19 protein-coding genes are annotated in these 21,431 nt (G+C 70.5%); 12 read left to right on the top strand and 7 right to left on the bottom strand.

The window, feature by feature from the left end:
* Positions 1-126: 126 nt before the first annotated feature.
* Positions 127-645, bottom strand: a complete 519-nt coding sequence (locus tag ACEXQC_RS09025; protein WP_374820635.1) for a metallophosphoesterase family protein — start codon at positions 643-645, stop codon at positions 127-129.
* 122 nt (positions 646-767) lie between these two features.
* On the opposite strand from ACEXQC_RS09025, the gene ACEXQC_RS09020 reads away from it, so the two are divergent.
* Entirely contained in the window at positions 768-1,757 is a 990-nt protein-coding gene (locus ACEXQC_RS09020) for a hypothetical protein (RefSeq protein WP_374820633.1), read from the top strand.
* Positions 1,758-1,772: 15 nt separating this feature from the next.
* On the opposite strand, the gene ACEXQC_RS09015 is transcribed toward ACEXQC_RS09020, so the two are convergent.
* Together ACEXQC_RS09015 and ACEXQC_RS09010 are read right to left on the bottom strand one after the other, a co-directional pair.
* Complete coding sequence (locus ACEXQC_RS09015) at positions 1,773-2,693, bottom strand: AEC family transporter (RefSeq protein WP_374822023.1); 921 nt, start codon at positions 2,691-2,693, stop codon at positions 1,773-1,775.
* Between the two features lie 55 nt (positions 2,694-2,748).
* Complete coding sequence (locus ACEXQC_RS09010) at positions 2,749-4,839, bottom strand: acyltransferase family protein (protein WP_374820631.1); 2,091 nt, start codon at positions 4,837-4,839, stop codon at positions 2,749-2,751.
* 162 nt (positions 4,840-5,001) lie between these two features.
* On the opposite strand from ACEXQC_RS09010, the gene ACEXQC_RS09005 reads away from it, so the two are divergent.
* The 4 genes from ACEXQC_RS09005 (at position 5,002) to ACEXQC_RS08990 (ending at position 9,641) form a co-directional block, all read left to right on the top strand.
* The gene (locus tag ACEXQC_RS09005; RefSeq protein ID WP_374820629.1) at positions 5,002-6,456 is read left to right on the top strand and encodes a DUF6421 family protein; all 1,455 of its coding nucleotides are present in this window, start codon (positions 5,002-5,004) and stop codon (positions 6,454-6,456) included.
* A 26-nt stretch (positions 6,457-6,482) separates the two neighbouring features.
* Complete coding sequence (locus ACEXQC_RS09000; protein ID WP_374820626.1) at positions 6,483-7,304, top strand: SDR family NAD(P)-dependent oxidoreductase; 822 nt, start codon at positions 6,483-6,485, stop codon at positions 7,302-7,304.
* Positions 7,305-7,440: 136 nt separating this feature from the next.
* Positions 7,441-8,871, top strand: coding sequence for a sensor histidine kinase (locus tag ACEXQC_RS08995; RefSeq protein WP_374820623.1), 1,431 nt, complete (start codon positions 7,441-7,443; stop codon positions 8,869-8,871).
* Positions 8,868-9,641, top strand: coding sequence for a response regulator (locus ACEXQC_RS08990; RefSeq protein ID WP_374820620.1), 774 nt, complete (start codon positions 8,868-8,870; stop codon positions 9,639-9,641). The genes ACEXQC_RS08995 and ACEXQC_RS08990 overlap by 4 nt, the downstream gene beginning before the upstream one ends.
* 46 nt (positions 9,642-9,687) lie before the next feature.
* On the opposite strand, the gene ACEXQC_RS08985 is transcribed toward ACEXQC_RS08990, so the two are convergent.
* On the bottom strand, positions 9,688-9,825 hold the full coding sequence (locus ACEXQC_RS08985; protein WP_374820617.1) for a hypothetical protein: 138 nt from the start codon (positions 9,823-9,825) through the stop codon (positions 9,688-9,690).
* 193 nt (positions 9,826-10,018) lie between these two features.
* On the opposite strand from ACEXQC_RS08985, the gene ACEXQC_RS08980 reads away from it, so the two are divergent.
* The 3 genes from ACEXQC_RS08980 to ACEXQC_RS08970 are packed head-to-tail and all read left to right on the top strand — an operon-like array spanning position 10,019 to position 13,134.
* On the top strand, positions 10,019-10,915 hold the full coding sequence (locus ACEXQC_RS08980) for an ABC transporter ATP-binding protein (RefSeq protein ID WP_374820615.1): 897 nt from the start codon (positions 10,019-10,021) through the stop codon (positions 10,913-10,915).
* Positions 10,912-12,063, top strand: a complete 1,152-nt coding sequence (locus ACEXQC_RS08975; RefSeq protein WP_374820613.1) for an ABC transporter permease — start codon at positions 10,912-10,914, stop codon at positions 12,061-12,063. The genes ACEXQC_RS08980 and ACEXQC_RS08975 overlap by 4 nt, the downstream gene beginning before the upstream one ends.
* Positions 12,064-12,075: 12 nt before the next feature.
* Positions 12,076-13,134, top strand: coding sequence for a threonine aldolase family protein (locus tag ACEXQC_RS08970; RefSeq protein WP_374820610.1), 1,059 nt, complete (start codon positions 12,076-12,078; stop codon positions 13,132-13,134).
* A 58-nt stretch (positions 13,135-13,192) separates the two neighbouring features.
* On the opposite strand, the gene ACEXQC_RS08965 is transcribed toward ACEXQC_RS08970, so the two are convergent.
* Complete coding sequence (locus ACEXQC_RS08965) at positions 13,193-13,741, bottom strand: hypothetical protein (RefSeq protein ID WP_374820607.1); 549 nt, start codon at positions 13,739-13,741, stop codon at positions 13,193-13,195.
* A gap of 14 nt (positions 13,742-13,755) precedes the next feature.
* Here ACEXQC_RS08965 and ACEXQC_RS08960 point away from each other — a divergent pair, with 14 nt between their 5' ends.
* The 4 genes from ACEXQC_RS08960 (at position 13,756) to ACEXQC_RS08945 (ending at position 17,018) form a co-directional block, all read left to right on the top strand.
* Positions 13,756-14,079, top strand: coding sequence for a metal-sensitive transcriptional regulator (locus ACEXQC_RS08960; RefSeq protein WP_374820604.1), 324 nt, complete (start codon positions 13,756-13,758; stop codon positions 14,077-14,079).
* A gap of 107 nt (positions 14,080-14,186) precedes the next feature.
* Entirely contained in the window at positions 14,187-14,906 is a 720-nt protein-coding gene (locus ACEXQC_RS08955) for a DedA family protein (protein ID WP_374820601.1), read from the top strand.
* A 74-nt stretch (positions 14,907-14,980) separates the two neighbouring features.
* Positions 14,981-16,357 carry a heparan-alpha-glucosaminide N-acetyltransferase domain-containing protein gene (locus ACEXQC_RS08950; protein WP_374820598.1) on the top strand — a complete coding sequence of 459 codons (1,377 nt, stop codon included), beginning with the start codon at positions 14,981-14,983 and terminating at the stop codon, positions 16,355-16,357.
* A gap of 58 nt (positions 16,358-16,415) precedes the next feature.
* Positions 16,416-17,018, top strand: a complete 603-nt coding sequence (locus ACEXQC_RS08945; RefSeq protein ID WP_374820596.1) for a nitroreductase family protein — start codon at positions 16,416-16,418, stop codon at positions 17,016-17,018.
* A gap of 147 nt (positions 17,019-17,165) precedes the next feature.
* Here ACEXQC_RS08945 and ACEXQC_RS08940 read toward each other — a convergent pair whose 3' ends face one another.
* Positions 17,166-19,055 (bottom strand): cell wall-binding repeat-containing protein, encoded by a 1,890-nt coding sequence (locus ACEXQC_RS08940; protein WP_374820593.1) that lies wholly within the window; start codon positions 19,053-19,055, stop codon positions 17,166-17,168.
* 144 nt (positions 19,056-19,199) lie between these two features.
* The gene (locus ACEXQC_RS08935; RefSeq protein WP_374820590.1) at positions 19,200-21,353 is read right to left on the bottom strand and encodes an ATP-dependent Clp protease ATP-binding subunit; all 2,154 of its coding nucleotides are present in this window, start codon (positions 21,351-21,353) and stop codon (positions 19,200-19,202) included.
* Positions 21,354-21,431 lie beyond the last annotated feature (78 nt).

Raw genomic sequence — 21,431 nt, 5'->3', positions numbered from 1 at the left:
GGCTCCACCCTCGCGGCGTTCCGTGGGCAACGCGCGGAAGCGGGGTGGAGCGCGTGTGAAGATCCGATGAACCTGCTACGAGTCGCGGTGCACGGGGCTGCCGTGCCCGCGGTAGCGATGCAGGGGCTACTCGAGGTCGCGGTGCACGGGCTCCAGGTGCACGTCGCGCAGCGCGCCGTCGTCGGCGACCGCGGTGAGGAACGTGCACACGGGCTGGCGGCGGCGGTCGGTGGGCGAGCCGGGGTTCAGCAGTCTGAGGCCGGCCGGGGTCACGGTGTCCCAGGGGATGTGGCTGTGGCCGAACACAAGCACATCGGTCGTGGCGCGCGGGAAGGCGGCATCCATCCTCGCCGCCCGGCCCGTGGCGGCGCCCGTCTCGTGGATCATCGCGAACCGGAGACCCTCGAGCTCCATCCGCGCGATCTCGGGCAGTCGTTCACGCAGCTCGGGGCCGTCGTTGTTGCCGTGCACGCCCACGAGCCGTCGGGCCCGGCCCTCGAGGGCCTCGAGTGTGGCGAGGTCGACCCAGTCGCCGGCATGGAACACCACATCGGCCTCGTCGACCGCGCGCCACACCGCATCCGGCAGCCGCTTGGCGCGCTTGGGCAGGTGGGTGTCGGCGAGCAGCAGGAGTCGCGTCGGCATGGCCACCATCGTGCCACGGCGTGGTCGGCCTAGGCTCGCCGGTGGCAGGTGCGGGGCCGGTGGGTGCAGGATCGGAGTGCACCTGGCCGGTGGGTGCAGCGTGGACGAGAGGCGGGTGACGGATGGCGAGGCAGCCCGATTCCGCTCAGCTGCGCGACGCCGCCGAGAACCTCGGGCGCATCGCCCTCGAGCTCTACGCCGCCCGGCCCGCCGACTTCGTGGCCGAGCGCACGCGGCACGCCACCGACGCCTCCGACGAGGGCGATCGGGATCTCGCCGCGAGCATACGCAAGCTCACGAAGCCCTCGGTCGCCGCCTGGGCCGTGAACCAGCTCGTGCGCCACCGCGCCGACGACGTCGACGAGCTGCTCGCGCTCGGTGCTCGCCTCCGGGAGTCGGGATCGCTCGACCGCGTGGCGGTGCGCGACCTCGGCAAGGAGAGGCAGCGCCTGCTCGCGGCCGCCGCCCGCTCGGCCCGCGAGCTCGGCGACGAGCTCGGCAACCCCGTGTCGGAGTCGGCGGCCGTGGAGGTGCAGTCCACCCTGCAGGCCGCGCTCACGGATGCCGGGGCCGAGGCCGCCCTGCGCACGGGACTGCTCGTGCGCACCCTCGCCACGGCCGGGTTTGACGCGGTGGATCTGGCGGGCGCGCTGCCGGTGGGCCTCGAGACGGCGGCACCGGCACCCAAGCCCGCACACCAGCCCTCGTCGCCGTCGTCCTCGACCTCGTCCTCACCCTCGCCCTCGCCCGGGCGCTCCCACTCCGCACCCACGATCCTCGAGACCGTCCAGCCCTCGCGAGCGACGCTCCGCGCCGAGAAGCGCGCCGCGGCCAAGAAGGAGGCCGAGGAGGCCAGGCAGGATGCCGAGGATGCTGCCGCCGAGCTCGCCACGCTCGACCTGCGCACCCAGGAGCTGCGGGAGCGGCGCGACCGCCTCGCGTTCGAGCAGCGCGAGCTCAAGGCCCGCATCGAGCAGCTGCAGGAGGAGCTCGACGAGGCCGCCTCCGAGGCCGCAACCGCACGCAAGCAGCGCCAGGCCCTCCAGCGGACAGCCGACTCCACCGCCCGAGCCGCAGCCCGCGCCGCAGCCGCCCTGCAGAAGCTCAGCTGAGCCCCGCCGCGGCCCCTAGGCCAGCAGCGCCGCCACGAGCACCAGCACGGGCACCGATCCGATCGTCGTCACGAGCACGGTGTCGCGCGCGAGGATGACCCCGCGCTGGTAGCGCGCCGCGAAGTTGTAGATGTTCTGCGCCGTGGGCAGCGCGGCGAGCGCGACCACCCCGAACAGCTGCTCCGACTCGAGGTGCACCACGAACCGCCCCACCAGGTACGCCACGACCGGCATCACCACGAGCTTGATCGACGACGACACCACGATCTCCACCCGCCCCTGCCCGGCCTGCAGCGGCTTCTGCCCCACGAGCGACATGCCGAACGCGAGCAGCACGAGCGGGATCGCGGCGCCCCCGATGAGCTCGAGGGGCGCGAGCACGGGCTCGGGCGGCAGGAACCCGACCAGGGCGCAGACGAGGCCGGCGAGCGAGGCGATGATCATCGGATTGCGGAGCGGCTGGGTGAGGATCGAGCGGGCGGAGGCCGATCCGCGGGTCGCGATGTCGAGCACCGTGAGCGTGATCGGCGCGAGCACGATGAGCTGCAGCAGCAGCACGGGCGCCACGAGACCGGGGTTGCCGAGCACGTAGGTGGCCACGGGCAGACCGATGTTGTTGGCGTTGACGTAGGCCGAGGCCGCGGTGCCCACGGTCGTCTCGGCCACCGGGCGCCGGAACCACAGGCGCGAGGCGGTGAGGTAGAGCCCCGCGCTGACCACCACCGAGATGAGCGTCACGAGGATGGGCCCCGAGAACACCTCGGACGGATGCGACCGCGCGAGCACCGTGAACAGCAGCGCGGGCGTCGCCACGAAGAACGCCACCCGGTTGAGCACCAGGCGCGCATCCTGAGGCAGGATCCCGATGCGCTGCACGACGTAGCCCACGAGGATGACGAACCCGATGATGCCGAACCCGGTCAGCACCCCGAGCACGCTCACCTGGCGCTCACGGCGCGCTGACGGCCCCTCGGGCCCGGTGCGCGGGCGCTCATCGGGCGATCGCGTCGCTCATCGCGCGCTCCAGGAACGGCCCGAGGGTGAACGCGAACGTGCGGGTGAGGTGGTCGACGTCGCGATAGACGTTGGCGCCGCCCACGACCGCCTGGCACTCCTCGGCCGTGCAGTAGGTGTCGCTGAAGTCGAGCAGCGTCACGTCGCGCCCCTCGGCAACAGCGCCCTCGGCGGCCGCGGCGATCGGATCGAACTCGGCGAGCCCCTCCTCGCGCGGCATGGTGCAGTCCGCGGCGTCGTCGGTGCGCAGGCACTTGTTGGGGTCGTCCTCCCAGGCCGGGTTGTCCACCACGGTCACAAGAGGGGTGCCCTGGTCGAGCACTTGAGTCCACGCCTCCGAGTAGCCGAGCGTCGACAGCTGCTCGTCGTCGGAGGTGCCTGGCACGTCGCGATCGGTGAGGGCGGCGGTGAACACGGCGTCGAAGGGCTCGTGCGCGTCGAGCTGAGCGGTGAGCTCCGCCCGCCAGTCGTCGCACGAGAGGGCGAAGGCGTCACGGCCGGCGAGCGGCGTGGTGGACCAAGGGCAGCCGCCCTTGAGGTAGGTCGTGAGGTGCCAGCCGTTCCGCTCGGCCATCTCGATGAACGGATCCATGAGCGCGTACGCGTGACTGTCGCCGATGAGCGCGATTTGGGGCGCATCCGCCTCGTCGCTGCCGAACTGGCAGTCGCGCACGCTCGCGTCGTTGAGGGTGCTGAGGCACTCGGGGTGCTTCGGCCGGTCGGCGTTGCCGAAGCCGGGGCTCGGGATGATGGAGTCGTCGAGGGCGGGGTTGACGCAGACCGGATCGATGGGGGCCAGCCCATCCGTCGGTCCGCTCGCCGCACCGAAGCACTCAGGCGGATTCTCGAGGGTCTCGGCGAGCTGGCTCGCCTCGGCGTCGTACTTGGGCTGCTGCACGGCCCACGCGCCGCCCACGACGAGGCTCGAGACGGCCATCGCGGCCACCACGCCGAGCAGGGTCGCGCGCGGTCGCCTCGTGGTGAAGAAGCGCCACTGCCTCGTCGGATCCTCGATGAAGCGCTTGGTGAGCCAGGCGATCACGAAGCAGAACGCGAAGAGCGCGAGCCGGTGCGCCGTGGTGAGGCCCCAGCCCGGGATGTAGGGCGCGATCACGATGAGCGGCCAGTGCCAGAGGTAGAGGGAGTAGGAGATGTCGCCGATGAAGCTCACCGGGCGGATGCTGAGCACGCGCCCCGCATCCCACGGCTTCGCCCGGTGGTGGCTCACGATCACCGCGGCGGTCGCGAGCACCGGGATCGCTGCCATGTAGCCCGGGAACGGGGTGCTCTTGTCGAAGAGGTAGCCGCAGGCGAGGATCACGACGATGCCGCCGTAGCCGAGCACGTTCGAGAGCCAGGCGCGCGTGGGCCTGAGCCTCGGCAGCAGGGCGAGCGCACCGCCCACCGCGAACTCCCACACCCGGGTGTAGGTCACGAAGTAGGCGGCGGCCGGGTCGGTGGCGGTCATCACGACCGAGAGCACGAACGAGACGATGCCCACCACGGCGAGCACGGCGATGAGGCCCACCCACCTGCGCCGCTTGAGCACCTTGACGGCGAAGACCGAGGCGCCGAGCAGCAGCACGGGCCAGAACAGGTAGAACTGCTCCTCGAGCGAGAGCGACCAGTAGTGCTGCACGAGGCTCGCCTCGTTGGCGGCGGCCAGGTAGTCCACAGAGTTGAACGCGAGAACCCAGTTCTCCACATAGAAGGTGGAGGCGAGGATCTCGCGCACGTTCTCGGTGAGACTCGAGAGGGGCATCACGAAGACGGTGGCGAGGCTCGCGAAGAGCAGCACCACGAGGGCTGCGGGAAGGAGGCGGCGGGCCCGCTTGGCGTAGAAGCCGGGCAGCGCGATGCGGCCGGTGCGCTCGAGCTGGCGCGCGAGCTGCTGGGTGATGAGGAAGCCCGAGATCACGAAGAAGACGTCGACGCCGATGTAGCCGCCCGTGAGGCGACCGGGCCAGAAGTGGTAGACCACCACGAGCAGCACGGCGATGGCGCGGAGGCCCTGGATGTGCGGGAGGAAGTGGCTCGGGGCTTCGGGCGCGCCCGTCGTCTTCTTCATCGCGTCCATGCTACCCGGGGCGGGCGGGAGGCCCCGGCAGGCACCTCCCGGCGATTATCCGCGCCGCGAGGGCCCGTCTGCGCACGATAATCCAACCGGCATCAAGAAAGCGCGGATGCGTTGCTCCTAGGCTCGAGACGACGACCGATTGGAGGTTCCACCATGTCCGCACACCCCGCTCGCTTCCCACAGCCCATCATCGGAGAACCCGAGGTCGTCGAAGACGCCTCCACGGTGGCCGACTCGGCCGCCTGGCTCTCGCTCAAGGCCGCCGTGGCCGATCTGCAGCCGCTGCAGGTGAAGGACGGGTCGATCCCCGACCCCGTCGACCACGCCCTCGCCGGCGAGCTCGTCTCGCGCATCGTGGCCGCGGTGTCGGCGCTCGCGCCCGCCTTCCCGCGCGATGCGGAGTACCTCGCCGAGGTGCGCGCCGACTTCGCCCGGTGGGTCGAGGAGGGCTTCGGCATCCCCGACTTCCTGGCCTCGCTCGTGGCGTTCCGGCCCGAGCTCGACCGGGTCGACGGCATCCGCCACCTCGTCGTGTTCCCCATGTACACGCAGAACGGCAGCACCGACCGGCACGTCGAGGCCGTGCTCGTGGAGGTCGTCTGGCCCGCCTTCATCGGCGAGCTCGAGGCGGGCGACTACTCGAACGCGCTGTTCGTGCCCATCCGCTTCCTCGACTTCACCGCCGGGTACGACACCAACTCCGCCGTGCTGTTCCCCGAGTCGGTGGCCACGTCGTCGATCCCCGCGTACACGTGGGGGGCGATCTTCGCGGATCGCGAGGCCGCACGGTTCCGCCGTGTGGTGCGGGAGGCCGCCTCGGTCACCCGGCTCGAGCTGCCGCCCGTCGCTCAGCGGCTGCTGGAGGATCAGGAGCTCGCCGAGCGCACCTTCGTGATGTGGGATCTCATCCACGACCGCACCCACATGCGCGGCGACCTGCCGTTCGATCCGTTCATGATCAAGCAGCGCATGCCGTTCTTCCTCTACTCGCTCGAGGAGCTGCGGTGCGATCTCACGGCGTTCCGCGAGGCGGTGCGGATCGAGCGGAGGCTGCGGGCTGCTGCAGGCTCAGACGGTGCGGACTCGGTGGGGGCGGCGGCGCTGTCGGAGGGCGACGCGCAGCTGCTCGAGCACGCCGAGCTCGTGCAGTACGCGGTGCTGTTCGACCGCATCTTCCGCTTCGCGATCACCGGATCGCGCGTGCGCAACTACGACGGGCTCGGCGGCCAGCTGCTGTTCGCGTGGCTGCACCAGCGCGGGGTGCTGCACTGGACAGACACGAGGCTCACGATCGACTGGCCCGAGGTGGCGGATGCGGTGACGGCGCTCGGCGACGCCATCGACGAGCTGTACTGGCGCTCGATCGACCGGCCCAAGACGGCGCACTGGCTGGCGGCCTACGAGCTCATCACCTCGACGGTCACGCCCAACCCGGCGTCGGTGTGGGCGCGGGGGCCGCAGGCGCTGCCGCTCGACGGGCCGCCCAGGGGGCTCACCGATGCCGTGCTCGACGACGAGTTCCCCCTCTCGATGTTCTACGAGGCCCTCGACAAGAAGATGCGCGCCGTGATCACCTCCACCGAGGGCATCACGGGCACCTCGCGCTGACCCGCCCCGGTGGCTAGGGTCGCACCATGACCGAGAACGACGCACCCCCCACCCCCTCCCCCGACGCCACCCCCAGCGCCGGCCGCGGTGGCGACGCGGGTGCATCCACCTCACCCGTCGCCGCGTCCGGCGGGACCGGAGTGGATGGCGGCGTGCGGGGGCGGCGCGTGGTGGTGGCGGGGGCCACGAGCGAGTCAGGCGTTGCCGTGTGCGCCGCGCTCGTGGCGGCAGGGGCGGAGGTCGTGGCCGTGGGCTCCGACCCGGCACGCCTCGCCGCCCTCGCCGCGCGGGTGCCCGGCATCCGCACCGAGCCCTGCGACCTCACCGACACCGCCGCCGTCACCGCCCTCGCAACCACCCTCGGCGGGGTGGGGGTCGATGGGCTCGTGCACCTTGTTGGGGGATGGGTGGGCGGCAAGGGCATCATGGGGCAGACGGACGAGGGATGGGCCGCCATGGAGCGGTCGTTCCGCACGCTGCGGGCCACCGTGCGTGCGTTCTACCCCGCGCTCGTGGCGTCCGGCAGTGGGCGGGCGGCGTTCGTCTCGTCGGTCTCGGTCGACGCGCCCACGGCCTCCGGCGCCGACTACACCGCCGCGAAGGCCGCCTCGGAGTCGTGGATGCGCTCTGTGGCCGAGGGCTTCGCCGCCGATCAGGCGCCGGAGCTCCGGGCCGCCGCAGTCGTCTTCGCCGTCAAGGCGCTCGTCGACGACCGCCAGCGCGCAGCGAGCCCCGAGAGGTCGTTCCCCGGCTTCACCGACGTCGCCGACCTCGCCGCCGCCGTGGTCGCCCTCTGGGACGAGCCCGCCCCCACCCTCAACGGCGCCCGCCGCCCCCTCACCCCCTAGGCGACGTGCGCCCGCTCCCACCCTGTCGGTCCGCCGCCGGCAGACCCGCCCGCCCGCCCGGGTGGCCTGCATCCATAAAGGGGCGGTCATCCGCTCGGCGGATGGCGGCGGAGGGGGCGGTGGGTAGCGTGGGGTCATGAGCACCCCCACCGACGACGGGATCGACGACTGGATCCGGCCGCGCCCCGGCCCCGCCGGCTACCGCCGCGACGCCATCGTGGCCGGCGCGCTCGCGGTGGCGGCCTGGCTCAGCTGGTTCCTCTACGCGGGAGCCATCGATCAGCCGCACGCCCCCTGGTGGGGCGCCGCCATCTGGGCGGTCCTCATCGCCGGCCCGCTCGCCTTCCGCCATCGCTACCCCGTGCTGGTGGCGCTCGTGGTGACGGCCACCTTCGTGATCGGCCAGAACCTCGCCGTGTGGGAGATGCTCTTCGCCAACATCTGCCTCTTCCTCGCCGTGTACTCGGTGGGCGCGTGGAGCACCAACCGCCTGCTCGCGCGCGTCGTCCGCATCCTCATCACGGTGGGCATGGTGATGTGGCTGATCGGGCTGTACCTCGTGCAGGCCCTCAACCCGGAGAACATCCCCGGCTCGTCGGAGGAGGGCTGGCTCTCGCAGTTCACCGCCCTCGGCGCGATCCAGCTCGTCACCAACCTGCTCTACTTCGGCGCCGCCTACGTCTTCGGCAACGCCGCCTACGCCTCGGCCCGCCAGCGCGAGGCGCTCGAGCGGCGCACCCTCGAGCTCGAGCGGGAGCGCGAGGTGAGCAGCCGCCAGGCGGTCGAGCTCGAACGCGTGCGCATCGCCAGGGAGCTGCACGACGTCGTGGCGCACCACGTCTCGGTGATGGGCCTGCAGGCGGGTGCCGCCCGGCGTGTGCTCGCCAAGAGCGACGCCGACCCCAGGGCCATCGAGTCGCTCACTCTCATCGAGGGCAATGCGCGCGAGGCGGTCGATGAGCTGCACCGCATGCTCGGGGCACTCCGCCGGCCCGGAGAACCCGTGCCCGAGACCGACGAGGCGAGCCGCTCGGCCTCCACCCGCGGCGTGGCCCAGCTCGACGAGCTCGTGGCCGAGGCGAGGGCCACGGGCCTCCCGGTCACCTTCTCGACCGTCGGCGAGCCCCAAGCGGTGCCGCCCGGTGTCGGACTCAGCCTCTACCGGATCGCGCAGGAGTCGCTCACCAACGTGCGCAAGCACGGCGGCCCGCGCGCCACCGCCGATGTGCGCCTGCGCTACCTCCACGACACGGTCGAGATCGAGATCGGCGACACCGGCGCAGGTGCTGCCGTCGCGACGCCCACGACAGGATCCTCATCCGGAAACGGAACCGGATCCGCATCCGCATCCGCATCCGCATCGGCACCGGCACCGGCATCGGCATCGGCATCAAGGACCGCATCCGCATCACCGATCCCCGGCGCCGGCCTCGGCCAGATCGGCATGCGCGAGCGCGTGGCCGCGGTGGGCGGCGAGATCGAGATCGGCCCCAAGCCCCGCGGCGGCTACCGCGTGCGAGCCCGCCTGCCGCTCGCCGGCATCAGCACGAGAGGAACGGCATCATGAGCCACGACCACTTCGCCGAGCACGAGAACGGCCCGGAGCGCATCCGGGTGGTGCTCGCCGACGACCAGGACCTGGTGCGCGTGGGCCTCAAGATCATCCTCGAGTCCGAGGACGGCATCGAGGTGGTGGGCGAGGCCCGCACCGGCCGGGAGGCGATCGACATCGTCACCGCCCTGCAACCCGACGTGGTCTGCATGGACGTGCAGATGCCCGACCTCGACGGCCTCGCGGCCACACGGCAGCTCATCGCGAGCGGAACGCCCGCGGGCATCCTCATCCTCACCACGTTCAATCGCGACGACTACCTCTTCGAGGCCCTCGAGGCCGGTGCGAGCGGTTTCGTGCTCAAGAACTCCTCGCCGGAGGATCTCGTGAGCGCCGTGCAGGTCATCGCGCGCGGCGACGCGCTGCTCTCGCCCGACGTCACGCGCCGGGTGATCGAGAGCTTCACGCACAGGGCCGTGGCCCCGGATGCGGCGAAGGCTCCGGATGCGGGCACGTCACCGCCTGCGGATCCTGCGCCGTCGAGCAGGCCCGAGCACCCCGCCGAGCCGGCCGCGCTCGCCGACCTCACCGACCGCGAACGCGAGGTGCTCGGCCTGCTCGCCGCAGGCCGCTCGAACAGCGAGATCGCACACGAGCTGTACCTCGGCGAGGCCACGGTCAAGACGCACGTGTCGAAGATCCTGCAGAAGCTCGGGCTGCGCGACCGCATCCAGGCGGTCGTCTTCGCCTACGAGAACGGGATCGCGGTGCCCGGCCGGGGCTGACCCACGAGGGCCGGCCCGGCTGGAGCAGAGAAGAGCGAGAAGGAGGCTACTTCTTCTTGACGTTCGTGACGGAATCGGCCGAGTGGTCCTGACGGTCCGACTTGGTCTTCTTGTCGGCGCGCTTCTCCTTGAGGGAACGGGCGGCCGGCTTCGCGACGGCCTTGCGTGCGGATTTCTCAGCCATGGTGGTCTCCTCCAGAGCAAGCCTCGATGGCTCGGTATCCGAAGAGTACGCCCTGGGCGCACCCCCGACCACCACCCGGGCGGATTACCAGCCCCGAGTCTCCCCCGAGCGGTGGAGACCGTCCCCCCTCTCGGCGGATGCCCGGCCCCCTCCCCCGCCCTAGCGTGGAAGCACCGCACTGGAAGGGGCGCCCATGCTCGACGTGAACGACATCTCCCGCAGCTTCGGCGCGCGCAAGGTGCTCGACGGAGTCACCTTCTCCGTGGGGGCCGGCCGCATGACGGGCTTCGTGGGCGGCAACGGCGCGGGCAAGACCACGACGATGCGCATCATCCTCGGTGTGCTCTCGAGCGACTCCGGATCCGTGACCCTCGACGGCACGCGGCTCACCCCCGCCGACCGGGCCCTCTTCGGCTACATGCCCGAGGAGCGCGGCCTCTACCCCAAGATGAAGGTCGCCGAGCAGATCGTCTACCTCGGCCGACTGCACGGCATGTCGCCGGCCGCCGCCGCGAAGAGCACCGCCGATCTGCTCGAGCGCCTCGGCCTCGGCGAGCGCGCGAACGAGACGGTCGAGAGCCTCTCGCTCGGCAACCAGCAGCGCGCCCAGATCGCGGCGGCCATCGTGCACGACCCCGACGTGCTCGTGCTCGACGAACCCTTCTCGGGGCTCGATCCGATGGCCGTCGAGGTGGTGCAGGCCGTGCTCGCCGAACACGCCGCCGGTGGAGCGCCCGTGCTCTTCTCCTCCCACCAGCTCGACATCGTCGAGCGCCTCTGCGACGACCTCGTGGTGATCGCCGGTGGCACCATCCGTGCCTCGGGATCGCGCGAGAGCGTGCGCTCCGAGCACTCCGAACCGCGCTTCGAGATCGAGCTCGAGAGCGATGCCGGCTGGGTGCGCGAGGCCGCTGGTGTGCGGGTCGTGGAGCTCGACGGCAACTACGCGCTGTTCGAGGTCGCTCGCGGCCCCGAGGGCCTCGCCGCGGCGCAAGCGGTGCTGGCCAGGGCCGTCGCCGCCGGATCCGTCGCCCGCTTCACGCCGCTGCACCCCACCCTCGCCCAGATCTTCAAGGAGGTCGTCGCATGAGCGCCCACACCAGCATCCGCCGCCCCCGCCCCGCTCGCCCGAGCGCGGTCAAGGGCACCTGGCTCGTGGCCCAGCGCGAGCTCACGATGAGGCTCCGCAGCAAGTCGTTCCTCATCTCGACGGCCATCCTCCTGCTCGCGATCCTCGCCTCGATCATCGTGGGCGGGGTGCTCAGCACGACGGCCTCCGCACCGAAGGTCGCGGCGGTGGCGGAGACCACCTCGGTGGTCGAGGGCGTGCAGGGTCTCGAGGTCACCGAGGTGGCGTCGGCCGAGGAGGCTGAGGCTCTCGTGCGCGACGGCACCGTGGAGGCAGCGATCCTCCCCGCCGGCACCGGCACGGACACGGAGACCGGCACCGACGCCGGCACCGACCTCGGCTACGAGATCGTCGCCCTCGACGAGACCCCCTCCACCATCGTCTCCCTGCTGAGCGTCGCTCCCCCGGTGCAGCTGCTCGAGCCGGGCGAGAACGGCAACGGATTCCTCAGCTACCTCATCGGCATCGCCTTCGGGATCGTGTTCTTCATGTCGGCGGTCACCTTCGGCTCCACCATCGCGCAGAGCGTGGTGGAGGAGAAGCAGACCCGCGTGGTCGAGATCCTGCTCTCCACCATCTCGGCCCGCGAGCTCATGGCGGGCAAGGTGGTGGGCAACAGCATCCTGGCGTTCGGGCAGATCGCGCTCATCTCGGCGATGTCAGTGCTCGGCCTCTCGATCACCGGCCAGTCGGCGCTGCTCGGCATGCTGGGCCCGGCCATCGCCTGGTTCATCGTGTTCTTCATCTTCGGCTTCGTGCTCATCGCGGCCCTCTACGCGGCCACGGCGGCGCTCGTCTCGCGGCAGGAGGAGGTGGCCTCGGTCACCTCTCCCGTCACGACTCTCGTCATGATCCCGTACATCCTGGTGATCTTCTTCAACTCGAACGAGACCGTGATGGCGATCATGTCGTACGTGCCGTTCTCGGCGCCCATCGGCATGCCGCTGCGGCTCTTCCTCGGCGACGCGGCCTGGTGGGAGCCCCTGCTCGCGCTCGTCGTGCTGGTCGCCACCACGCTCGTGATCATCGGCATCGGATCGCGCATCTACTCGAACTCCCTGCTGCGCCTCGGCGCCAGGGTCAAGCTGCGCGACGCCCTCAAGGGCTGAGAGACTTGAGAGGTGATCGACGCACCTCTCCACGACCCCTCCACCCGCGGCTTCGCCTCCGACAACTACGCCGGCGCGCACCCCGAGGTGATCGAGGCCATCGCCCAGGCGAACGGCGGTCACCAGGTCTCGTACGGCGAAGACGTCTACACCGCCCGCCTGCAGCACGTGCTCAAGGGCCACTTCGGGGATCGGGCCGAGGCCTTCCCTGTCTTCAACGGCACGGGTGCCAACGTGGTGGGCCTGCAGTCGATGCTGCCGCGCTGGGGTGCCGTGGTGTGTGCGAGCACCGCGCACATCCACACCGACGAGAACGCCGCCCCCGAGCGCGTGGCGGGCCTCAAGCTCCTCACCGTACCCACCACCGACGGCAAGCTCACACCCGACCTCATCGATGTGGAGGCGTGGGGCTGGGGCGACGAGCACCGGGCGCAGCCGCTCGCGGTCTCGATCACGCAGACCACCGAGCTCGGCACCGCGTACTCGGTCGACGAGATCCGCGCCATCACGGAGCACGCCCACGCGCGCGGCATGACCGTGCACCTCGACGGATCGCGCATCTCGAACGCGGCCGCCTCGCTCGGCGAGCCGCTCCGCGCCTTCACCACGGATGCGGGGGTCGATGTGGTCTCGCTCGGCGGCACCAAGAACGGCCTGCTCTTCGGCGAGGCCGTCGTGGTGCTCAACCCCGCGGCCGTCACGGGCATCCCGTTCCTGCGCAAGCTCGACATGCAGCTCTCCTCCAAGATGCGGTTCGTCTCGGCGCAGCTCATCGCGCTCTACGAGGGCGACCTGTGGCAGCGCTCGGCGTCGCACGCCAACGCGATGGCGGCCCGGTTGCGGAGCGCGGTGGAGGGGCTGCCCGGCATCACGCTCACGCAGCCCACGCAGTCGAACGCGGTCTTCGCGATCCTGCCGCCCGGCGTGGCCGACCGCTTGCGCGAATCGTTCCGCTTCTACGACTGGAACCCCGCCACGGGCGAGGTGCGCTGGATGTGCGCGTTCGACACCACTCCCGGCGACATCGACTCCTTCGCCGCGGCCCTCCGCAGCGAGCTCGCCGCCCGGTAAGTACAGAAATGCGTGAGACCGACCCCGTATAGGCCGTCGGTCCCACGCATTTCCTTACTTACAGGGATTCGGGGGTGCAGCCGGGCGGCTCGGAGTTGCCGCTGATGGCGAACTCCTCGCAGGTGAGGAACCGCGAGTGGTTCGCCCCCAGCAGCAGCGACACCACGGCGATAAACCCCACCGCGCCCAGCACCACGAACCTCATGCGCCACGTGGTCTCGCCGAAGTCGGGCCACACCATGCGCGCGAGCACCCACATCGCCGTCGGCAGGGCGAGCAGAGCGACCGCCGCGCCCACGAGGGCCACGAGCAGCACGAGGCCGTCGTTCAGGTCCTGCACCACGAACATGAGCACCACCCAGAGGCTGGGCGTGATGAGCGCGAGCGCCCGCCGCACCTTGTGGCGACCGCCGGGCTCGAGCAGCACCACGAGGAGCGCCGCCGTGGCCGCGGCCCACACCCCGAGCACCTGATCGAAGAAGAGATCGCCCCACGCCCCGATGGTGAACGCCGGCCACCACACCACCACGCTCATGCCGATCACGAGCACGGCGGTGACGCGCTGCCGCGAATCGGTGGCAGGGCGGACCTCGGCGGAGTCGGACACGAGAGAATCGAAGCATGAGCGACCACGATGAGACCGCAGGCCACGCGGACCACGCCCACCACGGCTACATCTCCAACAAGGATGCGTACCTCAAACGCCTCAAGCGCATCGAGGGCCAGGCGCGGGGCCTGCAGAACATGGTGGAGGAGGAGAAGTACTGCATCGACATCCTCACCCAGATCTCGGCCGTCACGAGTGCGCTCGAGTCGGTGGCGCTCGGGCTGCTCGACGAGCACCTCAGCCACTGCGTGGTCGAGGCCGTGGCCGAGGGCGGGGAGGTGGCCGACGCCAAGCTCAAGGAGGCGTCGGCGGCCATCGCGCGGCTCGTGCGCTCGTGACGTGCTGACCTTCCCGGCATCCTGGTCATCCGGCCGTCTGGCCTCCGACGAGCTCCCGACCCCGGCCTCCCAGGGCCGCTTCAGGCCTCTCGCACTAGGTTGAGGGCATGAGCCTGGCCCCTGCCGACCCATCATCCGCCCTCTCCCTCACCCCCACCGGTGCCCTCGCCGCCACGGAATCCGGTAGCGCCGACGCGAGCCTCGGCCCCATCGGCGACTGGGTGGTCGGCCTCATGGAGACCCTCGGCGCCCCGGGCGCCGGTCTCGCCGTGGCCGTCGAGAACCTCTTCCCGCCCATCCCGAGCGAGGTCATCCTGCCGCTCGCCGGGTTCGCCGCGAGCCGTGGCGACCTCGATCTGGGGGCGGCCATCTTCTTCACGACCCTCGGTTCGCTCGTGGGCGCCCTCGTGCTCTACGGCCTCGGCCGCTGGCTCGGCATCGACCGCATCACCTGGATCGTTAAGAAGCTCCCCCTCGTCGACGTGTCGGATGTGGAGAAGACCGAGGCGTGGTTCCAGAAGCACGGCACGAAGGCCGTCTTCTTCGGGCGGATGCTGCCCATCTTCCGCAGTCTCATCTCCATCCCGGCCGGCATCGAGCGCATGGCGGTGTGGAAGTTCGCGCTCCTCACCACCGCGGGCAGCCTCATCTGGAACACCATCTTCATCCTCGCCGGGTTCTGGCTCGGTGAGCAGTGGCACGTGGTGGAGCAGTACGCCGACATCCTGCAGTGGATCGTGATCGTGGGCGTGGTCGCGGCCGTCGCCTGGTTCGTTATCAAGCGTGTGCGCAAGCACCGCGCGGGCGACACCGACGGTATCGTCTGAACCAGGATGCGCCGGGCTCGGGCTCCAGTCCGATCCAGTCCGGCCCAGCCCGCTCAGCGAGGGGAAGGGGCGCCATGACCCGGGCACACGATCGCATCCTCGGGCTCGACCTCGCGCGCTTCGTGGCCATCGCGGGCATGATGGCCACCCACACCTGGCTCTGGATCGACTCGGTCGAGGGTGTGCACGTGCCCATGTCGGAGCAGTTCCAGGGGCGCGCCTCGGCTCTCTTCGCGGTGCTCGCGGGGGTGGGGGCGGTGCTCGCCACGCGCGCACCGATCCGCGAGGGGCGACCGGGCGCCGCCCGCCTCATGCTGCTCGGCCGGGGCCTCGCGCTCGTGGCCATCGCGCTCACGCTCACGCTGCTCGACATCCCGATCTTCGTCATCCTCGCCTACTACGGGGTGCTGTTCTGGGTGCTCTCCCTCGCGATCACCTGGCCGCGGTGGGTGCTCGTGGCGGTGGCGGCCGTGGTGGCCGTGCTCGCACCTCTCGTGACCTACCTGCTGGGCTCGGCGTTCGAGCTGAGCGAGCGGGAGGCGTCGAACCCGAACTGGCTGTCGCTGGCGGATCCGCTGCCCGTGCTGCGCGGCCTCCTCCTGACGGGCACCTACCCGGTCTTCCTCTGGATCGCCTACGGCCTCGCGGGCATGGCGATAGCCCGCTCCCTCCTGGCCGCGCGCGGCTCTGCGGGGCCGGATGGAATCTCCGTCGGGACTGGATCCGGATCCGACACCGGGGCGCGGGCCGGGGTCGCGCCGTCGGTCGGTGGCCCTACCGGGTCCGGGGTGGGCGCGCTTCGGGCGCTCTGCGTGAGGCTCGTCGGGATCGGCGTGGCGGTGTGGCTGGGTGGGATCGCGCTCGCCGCTCTGGCGCAGGGGCCGCTCGGCGGAGTTCGGGGACTCGCCAGCGAGCTCGGCGTCTCGGAGGAGCAGGCGCTCGCGCTGCTCTCCGAGCCGGGCGACGGTCGCCCCCTGCCCGGCTCGGCGTGGATGCTCGTGACCGCCGCCGCCCACACCGGCACGACCTTCGACCTGCTCGTGACCATCGGATCCTCGGTCACCGTGATCGGCCTGCTCGTGCTCCTGGGCACCGTTCTCGGGTCGCTCGCCCGGCGCATCCTCACACCCGTGCTGGGGGCGGGGTCGGCGCCGCTCACCGTGTACTCGGCGCACGTGCTGCTCGTGGGCACCGTCACGCTCGTGATGCTCGGCAAGCCGTACGGCGAGCTCACCTGGCAGGAGTACGTCGTTCTCGACACACCCTGGTTCCTCTCGAGCCTCGGCTTCTGGGTCGCCAACGTGCTGCTCGCGCTGCTGATCGGCTCGTTCCTGGCGTTCCTCGGCCGCCGCGGGCCGCTCGAGACCTTCGTCACCTGGGTCGGCCGCCTCTTCGCGCGCCCCCTGCGGAATAAAGCGCAGCGGCCGACCGTTCCTTCATCCGGACCGTAGTCCGCTTACCGCAACCGCTGCCCGATGGCGTGCAGGAGACCCTGATCAGGAGACACTCATGACCATCACCGACACCCCCGCCCGCACCCCTCGCACCGCCGAGACGAGCACCCCGATCAATTCAACGATCGCCGAGCGCTGGAGCCCCCGCTCCTTCGTGGCCACCGAGCCGATCGACGAGCATCGCCTCACCGCAGCGCTCGAGGCGGCCCGCTGGGCGCCCTCGGCCGCCAACACGCAGCCGGCGCGCTTCATCGTGGCCCGTCGCGGAACCCCGGAGTTCGACACCGTGGTGCAGAACCTCCTGCGCTTCAACCAGGTGTGGGCGCAGAGTGCCTCCGCCCTCATCGTGGCGGTCGCCGAGACCGTGGGTGACGACGGGGCCGAGCGCCGCTGGGCCGAGTACGACCTCGGTCAGGCGATGGCCTACTTCTCCATCCAGGCCCACCACGACGGCCTGCACGTGCACCAGATGGGCGGCTTCGACGCCGCAGCCCTCGCGGCGGCCTTCGCCCTCCCCGAGCGCCTGACCCCGGTCACGGTGGCAGCCCTAGGCACCCTCGACACCCCAGAAGCCCTCCCCGACGACACCCTCCGCACCCGCGAGACCTCCCCCCGAACCCGCCTCCCCCTCGACACCCTCCTCCTCCCCACCCCCTGACCCGCCCAGAACACCCGCCCCCGGCCACCCACTGACACCCTCACCAGCGCGCCCCGTCGGTTCGAAACCGCAACGCGGCGGCCCTCGCCCCCTCGCAGAGGTCGGATGCGGCCGCGTTTGCGCTTTCGAGCGGGTGCGTGCCTTCACCTAGCGGCAGGCGGTCAGCGACTCCACCGTCGGCGCAAGACTCGCCGGCCCTCCGAGAAGATGCACCTCGTACGCCCCCGCCAGCGCGTCCAAGGTTACTCCCGGCACGCAGTCGCTCCGCACGAGGTGAAGCAATCCTCCACGGTTCGCCGCGGCGGGCCCGCCGGCCAGTGCGTCCGGGAACGAAGCACCGCTCGCGAGGAACGTCAAGGCGCCCACCTCGTGACCACGGAACGCATCGCGGTTGATCGCCTGAGACACCTCGTAACGGTCCGCTCCCCCGAAACGCGAGAGGGTCGTCACGGCGCCACTCAGCTGACTGGCTATGGATGCAGAGACAGACAACTCACCTCCTGCGATCTTGACGGCCGAATCCGTTCCCGCGTACTTGGCGACAATCATCATCTCCTCGGCCGACAGCTTCGCCTCAGACCCCCTCACAAGAAGGAGTGGGGCTTCGACTGACGCCGCTGCTGGACCGCTCGACAACGCATCAGCGAATTTGGCGCCGTCCGCTATGTAGAGAGTCGTCCCGTCCGGCGCGAGGTCGCTGGTGACGAGCGCTCGCGACACCGCGAAGCGGTCGGGACCGTCGATCCGGCGGATTTCGGCGTCTCGCGCCATGCTCGCCACCGAAGAGAGCACTGACGCAGAGACCGAGGCGGGTCCCCCGACGACGATCACCCGTTCCGGGGCCATCCTGGCGATCTCTCGCGCAGAGGAATCCGGCAGTGCGTCCCGCTGCGTCAGGAGGATCGGAGCGCCGAGATCCGCCGCAATCGGCCCCGCACTGAGCGCGTCGGCGAATGTCTGCCCGCTCACGATGAATACCGTATGCCTCGTCCCTCCGAACTGATCGCGAGCTAAGTCGGCAGCCATCTCGTACCGGTCGGCGCCTCCATGACGGGTGACTGGAGCCGCCGCGATTGCGTCCATGCGAAGGACCTTTCCGGACTTCTTGCCCACCGTCCACACCCACCGGCCACCGCTGACCGTCAGGCCATTCAGGCCGCCGTCGGGAGTGGGGGCAGTGAAAGTTCCCGGTCCTCTGAAGGAGACGGAGTTCTCGCCCGAATCGACCCACCAGACAGATGAACCGTTCTGCTTGAGTCCGTTCAAGTCCGTAGCTCCGTCGAAGAAATTGCGACTCCAGGCGGGCTCTCCGGGTGATTTACTCAGGCTGACGATCTGTCCGTCGGTTGCCCCGTACCCGGACACCCATCCGGACACCGCCTTGAGATCAAGGTTCTCGAAACCGCCGAGTTCGGGCATGGCCTCGATGATCGCTCCGCCGCGGTCGAAACTCCAAGTGAGGTCTGCGTTGGTGTCGCTCACCCAGATCTGGTCGCCGACTCCCGTGATCTCCCAGGGCGACTGCGCACCCGGAATGGGGAACTCCTCGATCGCTCCGGTGGACTCCGTCAGGCGACCGAGCTTCTGGGTGCTGGAGGCGGTGAAGAAGACGTGGTCACCGGAGTCGTAGATGCGCGCAGGGAATGAGTTGGCTGTGGGGAGCTTGTACTCGGTCACCGCTGCATCCGCCGCCACGTGGGCGATGGCGTTCGAGGCGAACTCGGTGACCCAGACCCCGCCCGCGCCATCCGAGGTGAGGTCGGTGGGGCCGCCCGTGAGCTGGGCGACTGCCAGCACTGAGCCGTCGAGCGCCAAGTGCACCACCGTCTTGTCGGCGAAGGAGGCGACCCAGACGCTGCCGTCGGCACCGGCCTCCACGTCGCTCGGCAGGCCGTTCGGGTTCGGCAAGACGAACTCCACCACACGCGACCCCGCGTCGACAGGCGCGAGTGCCTCGGTGCGGGCGGAGGCGTGTGCGGCCACTCCACCACCACCGACAACCACCGCGCAGACGAGAACGGCCGCGATCGCAGCCAAAGAGCGTGATGCAGGATTCGGGCGCATGCGAGGGGCCTCTCGAGAAGAAGGGGCCGACCCCGTGCGGCCGGCCCCTCAACCCTGTGCGACGAACGCCCCAATGAGCCCCGAGCAATTTCTACTCAGGCAAGCAGGCGCCAGGCGCTACTCGGCGGCTACCGTGAGGGCGTCGCCCGACGGGGCGACGTCGACGCGCACGGAGTCGCCGTCGCGCACCTCGCCCGAGAGCAGCACCATGGCGAGCCTGTCGTCGATCTGCTTCTGCATGAGCCGCCGCAGCGGCCGGGCCCCGTAGATGGGGTCGTAACCGCGCTCGGCGAGCCAGGCCCGCGCATCCGGAGTCACCGCCAGCGACAGCCGGCGCGACGCGAGTCGGAGGGACAGCCGATCCACGTAGAGCGACACGATCTGCGCCAGATCCGACTCGGTGAGCGCCTGGAACACCACGATGTCGTCGAGCCGATTCACGAACTCGGGCTTGAAGGCCTGCCGCACGGCGGCCTGCACGAGTGTCTCCCGATCGGCCGGTGACAGCGACGGATCGACGAGGAACTGCGACCCCAGGTTCGAGGTGAGCACGAGCAGCGTGTTGCGGAAGTCGACCGTGCGCCCCTGCCCATCCGTGAGCCGCCCGTCGTCGAGCACCTGCAGCAGCACGTCGAACACCTCGGGGTGCGCCTTCTCGACCTCGTCGAGCAGCACCACCGAGTACGGCCGTCTGCGCACGGCCTCGGTGAGCTGACCGCCGGCCTCGTAGCCCACGTATCCGGGAGGCGCACCGAGCAGCCGTGCCACCGAGTGCTTCTCGCCGTACTCCGACATGTCGATGCGGATGAGCGCCTTCTCGTCGTCGAACAGGAACTCGGCGAGCGCCTTGGCGAGCTCGGTCTTGCCGACACCCGTGGGGCCGAGGAAGAGGAACGAACCGGTGGGCCGATCCGCCTCGGAGATGCCCGCGCGGGATCGGCGCACCGCATCCGCCACCGCCTTCACGGCCACCTTCTGGCCGATGAGGCGGCGCCCCAGCTCGGCCTCGAGGTGCAGCAGCTTCTCGGTCTCACCCTGGGTGAGACGGTCGACGGGGATGCCGGTCCACGCGGCGATCACGGCCGCGATGTCGTCGGACCCCACCTGATCGTTGACCATGCGCTCGACCCCTTCGGACGCCACCTCGGCGGCCTCGGCCTCCGCGAGCGAGCGCTCGAGCAGCGGGATCTCGCCGTAGAGCAGCCGCGAGGCCTTCTCCAGCTGGCCCTCGCGCTGGGCCCGCTCGGCGCGCATGCGCGCGTTGTCGAGCTTCTCCTTGAGCTCACCCACGCGGTTGAGGGCGGCGCGCTCGCGTTCCCACCGCTCCTGCAGCTCGGCGAGCACAGCCGTGCGCGAGGCGAGCATCTCGCGGAGCGCGGCGAGGCGCTCCTTCGAGGCGTCGTCCTTCTCCTTCTTGAGCGCCAGCTCCTCGAGCTTCAGCCTGTCGACCGAGCGGCGCAGCTCGTCGATCTCCACGGGAGCCGAGTCGATCTCCATGCGCAGCCGGGAGGCCGCCTCGTCGATCAGGTCGATGGCCTTGTCGGGCAGCTGCCGGCCGGGGATGTAGCGGTTCGAGAGCGCGGCGGCGGCCACGAGCGCCGAGTCGGCGATCGACACCTTGTGGTGCGCCTCGTAGCGCTCCTTGAGCCCGCGCAGGATGGCGATGGTGTCCTCCACCGACGGCTCCCCCACGAACACCTGCTGGAAGCGCCGCTCCATGGCCGCATCCTTCTCCACGAAATCGCGGTACTCGTCGAGCGTCGTGGCGCCGATGAGGCGCAGCTCGCCACGCGCGAGCATGGGCTTCAGCATGTTGGAGGCCGCCACCGAGCCCTCGCCGCCGCCCGCACCCATGAGGGTGTGCAGCTCGTCGATGAACGTGATGACCTGGCCGTCGGCGTCGTTGATCTCCTTGAGCACGGCCTTCAGCCGCTCCTCGAACTCGCCGCGGTACTTGGCCCCGGCCACGAGGGCCGCGAGGTCGAGCGAGACGAGCTGCTTGCCCTTGAGCGAGTCGGCCACGTCGCCCGCCACGATGCGCTGCGCGAGCCCCTCCACCACGGCGGTCTTGCCCACTCCGGGCTCGCCGATGAGCACGGGGTTGTTCTTGGTGCGCCTCGTGAGCACCTGGCTCACACGGCGGATCTCGGCGTCGCGGCCGATGACCGGGTCGAGCTTGCCGCTCGCCGCGATCTCCGTCAGGTTGACGCCGTACTGCTCGAGCGCGCTCTTCTGCTCGTCGCCGCTCGGGGTTCCCTGGTTGGTTGCCATTCTCGGGATTCTTCTCTCTACCTCGTGGGTGTAAAACTTGAGTTGATGTGACTCAAGTTTAGCAGAGCGGCGTCCGTC

Origin of the sequence: Herbiconiux liukaitaii (assembly GCF_041927495.1) — a bacterium.
Taxonomy (GTDB): Bacteria; Actinomycetota; Actinomycetes; order Actinomycetales; family Microbacteriaceae; genus Herbiconiux; species Herbiconiux liukaitaii.
This window is presented reverse-complemented; position numbering and strand designations above follow the sequence as displayed.

Excerpts from the sequence above, each read along its gene's own strand:
- ACEXQC_RS08985 (WP_374820617.1), bottom strand. The coding sequence starts at position 9,825 with ATGGCTGAGAAATCCGCACGCAAGGCCGTCGCGAAGCCGGCCGCCCGT.
- ACEXQC_RS08990 (WP_374820620.1), top strand. The coding sequence starts at position 8,868 with ATGAGCCACGACCACTTCGCCGAGCACGAGAACGGCCCGGAGCGCATC.
- ACEXQC_RS08945 (WP_374820596.1), top strand. The coding sequence starts at position 16,416 with ATGACCATCACCGACACCCCCGCCCGCACCCCTCGCACCGCCGAGACG.
- ACEXQC_RS08980 (WP_374820615.1), top strand. The coding sequence starts at position 10,019 with ATGCTCGACGTGAACGACATCTCCCGCAGCTTCGGCGCGCGCAAGGTG.
- ACEXQC_RS09000 (WP_374820626.1), top strand. The coding sequence starts at position 6,483 with ATGACCGAGAACGACGCACCCCCCACCCCCTCCCCCGACGCCACCCCC.
- ACEXQC_RS08960 (WP_374820604.1), top strand. The coding sequence starts at position 13,756 with ATGAGCGACCACGATGAGACCGCAGGCCACGCGGACCACGCCCACCAC.
- ACEXQC_RS08975 (WP_374820613.1), top strand. The coding sequence starts at position 10,912 with ATGAGCGCCCACACCAGCATCCGCCGCCCCCGCCCCGCTCGCCCGAGC.
- ACEXQC_RS08995 (WP_374820623.1), top strand. The coding sequence starts at position 7,441 with ATGAGCACCCCCACCGACGACGGGATCGACGACTGGATCCGGCCGCGC.
- ACEXQC_RS09010 (WP_374820631.1), bottom strand. The coding sequence starts at position 4,839 with ATGAAGAAGACGACGGGCGCGCCCGAAGCCCCGAGCCACTTCCTCCCG.
- ACEXQC_RS08955 (WP_374820601.1), top strand. The coding sequence starts at position 14,187 with ATGAGCCTGGCCCCTGCCGACCCATCATCCGCCCTCTCCCTCACCCCC.
- ACEXQC_RS09025 (WP_374820635.1), bottom strand. The coding sequence starts at position 645 with ATGCCGACGCGACTCCTGCTGCTCGCCGACACCCACCTGCCCAAGCGC.
- ACEXQC_RS09005 (WP_374820629.1), top strand. The coding sequence starts at position 5,002 with ATGTCCGCACACCCCGCTCGCTTCCCACAGCCCATCATCGGAGAACCC.
- ACEXQC_RS08935 (WP_374820590.1), bottom strand. The coding sequence starts at position 21,353 with ATGGCAACCAACCAGGGAACCCCGAGCGGCGACGAGCAGAAGAGCGCG.
- ACEXQC_RS09020 (WP_374820633.1), top strand. The coding sequence starts at position 768 with ATGGCGAGGCAGCCCGATTCCGCTCAGCTGCGCGACGCCGCCGAGAAC.
- ACEXQC_RS08950 (WP_374820598.1), top strand. The coding sequence starts at position 14,981 with ATGACCCGGGCACACGATCGCATCCTCGGGCTCGACCTCGCGCGCTTC.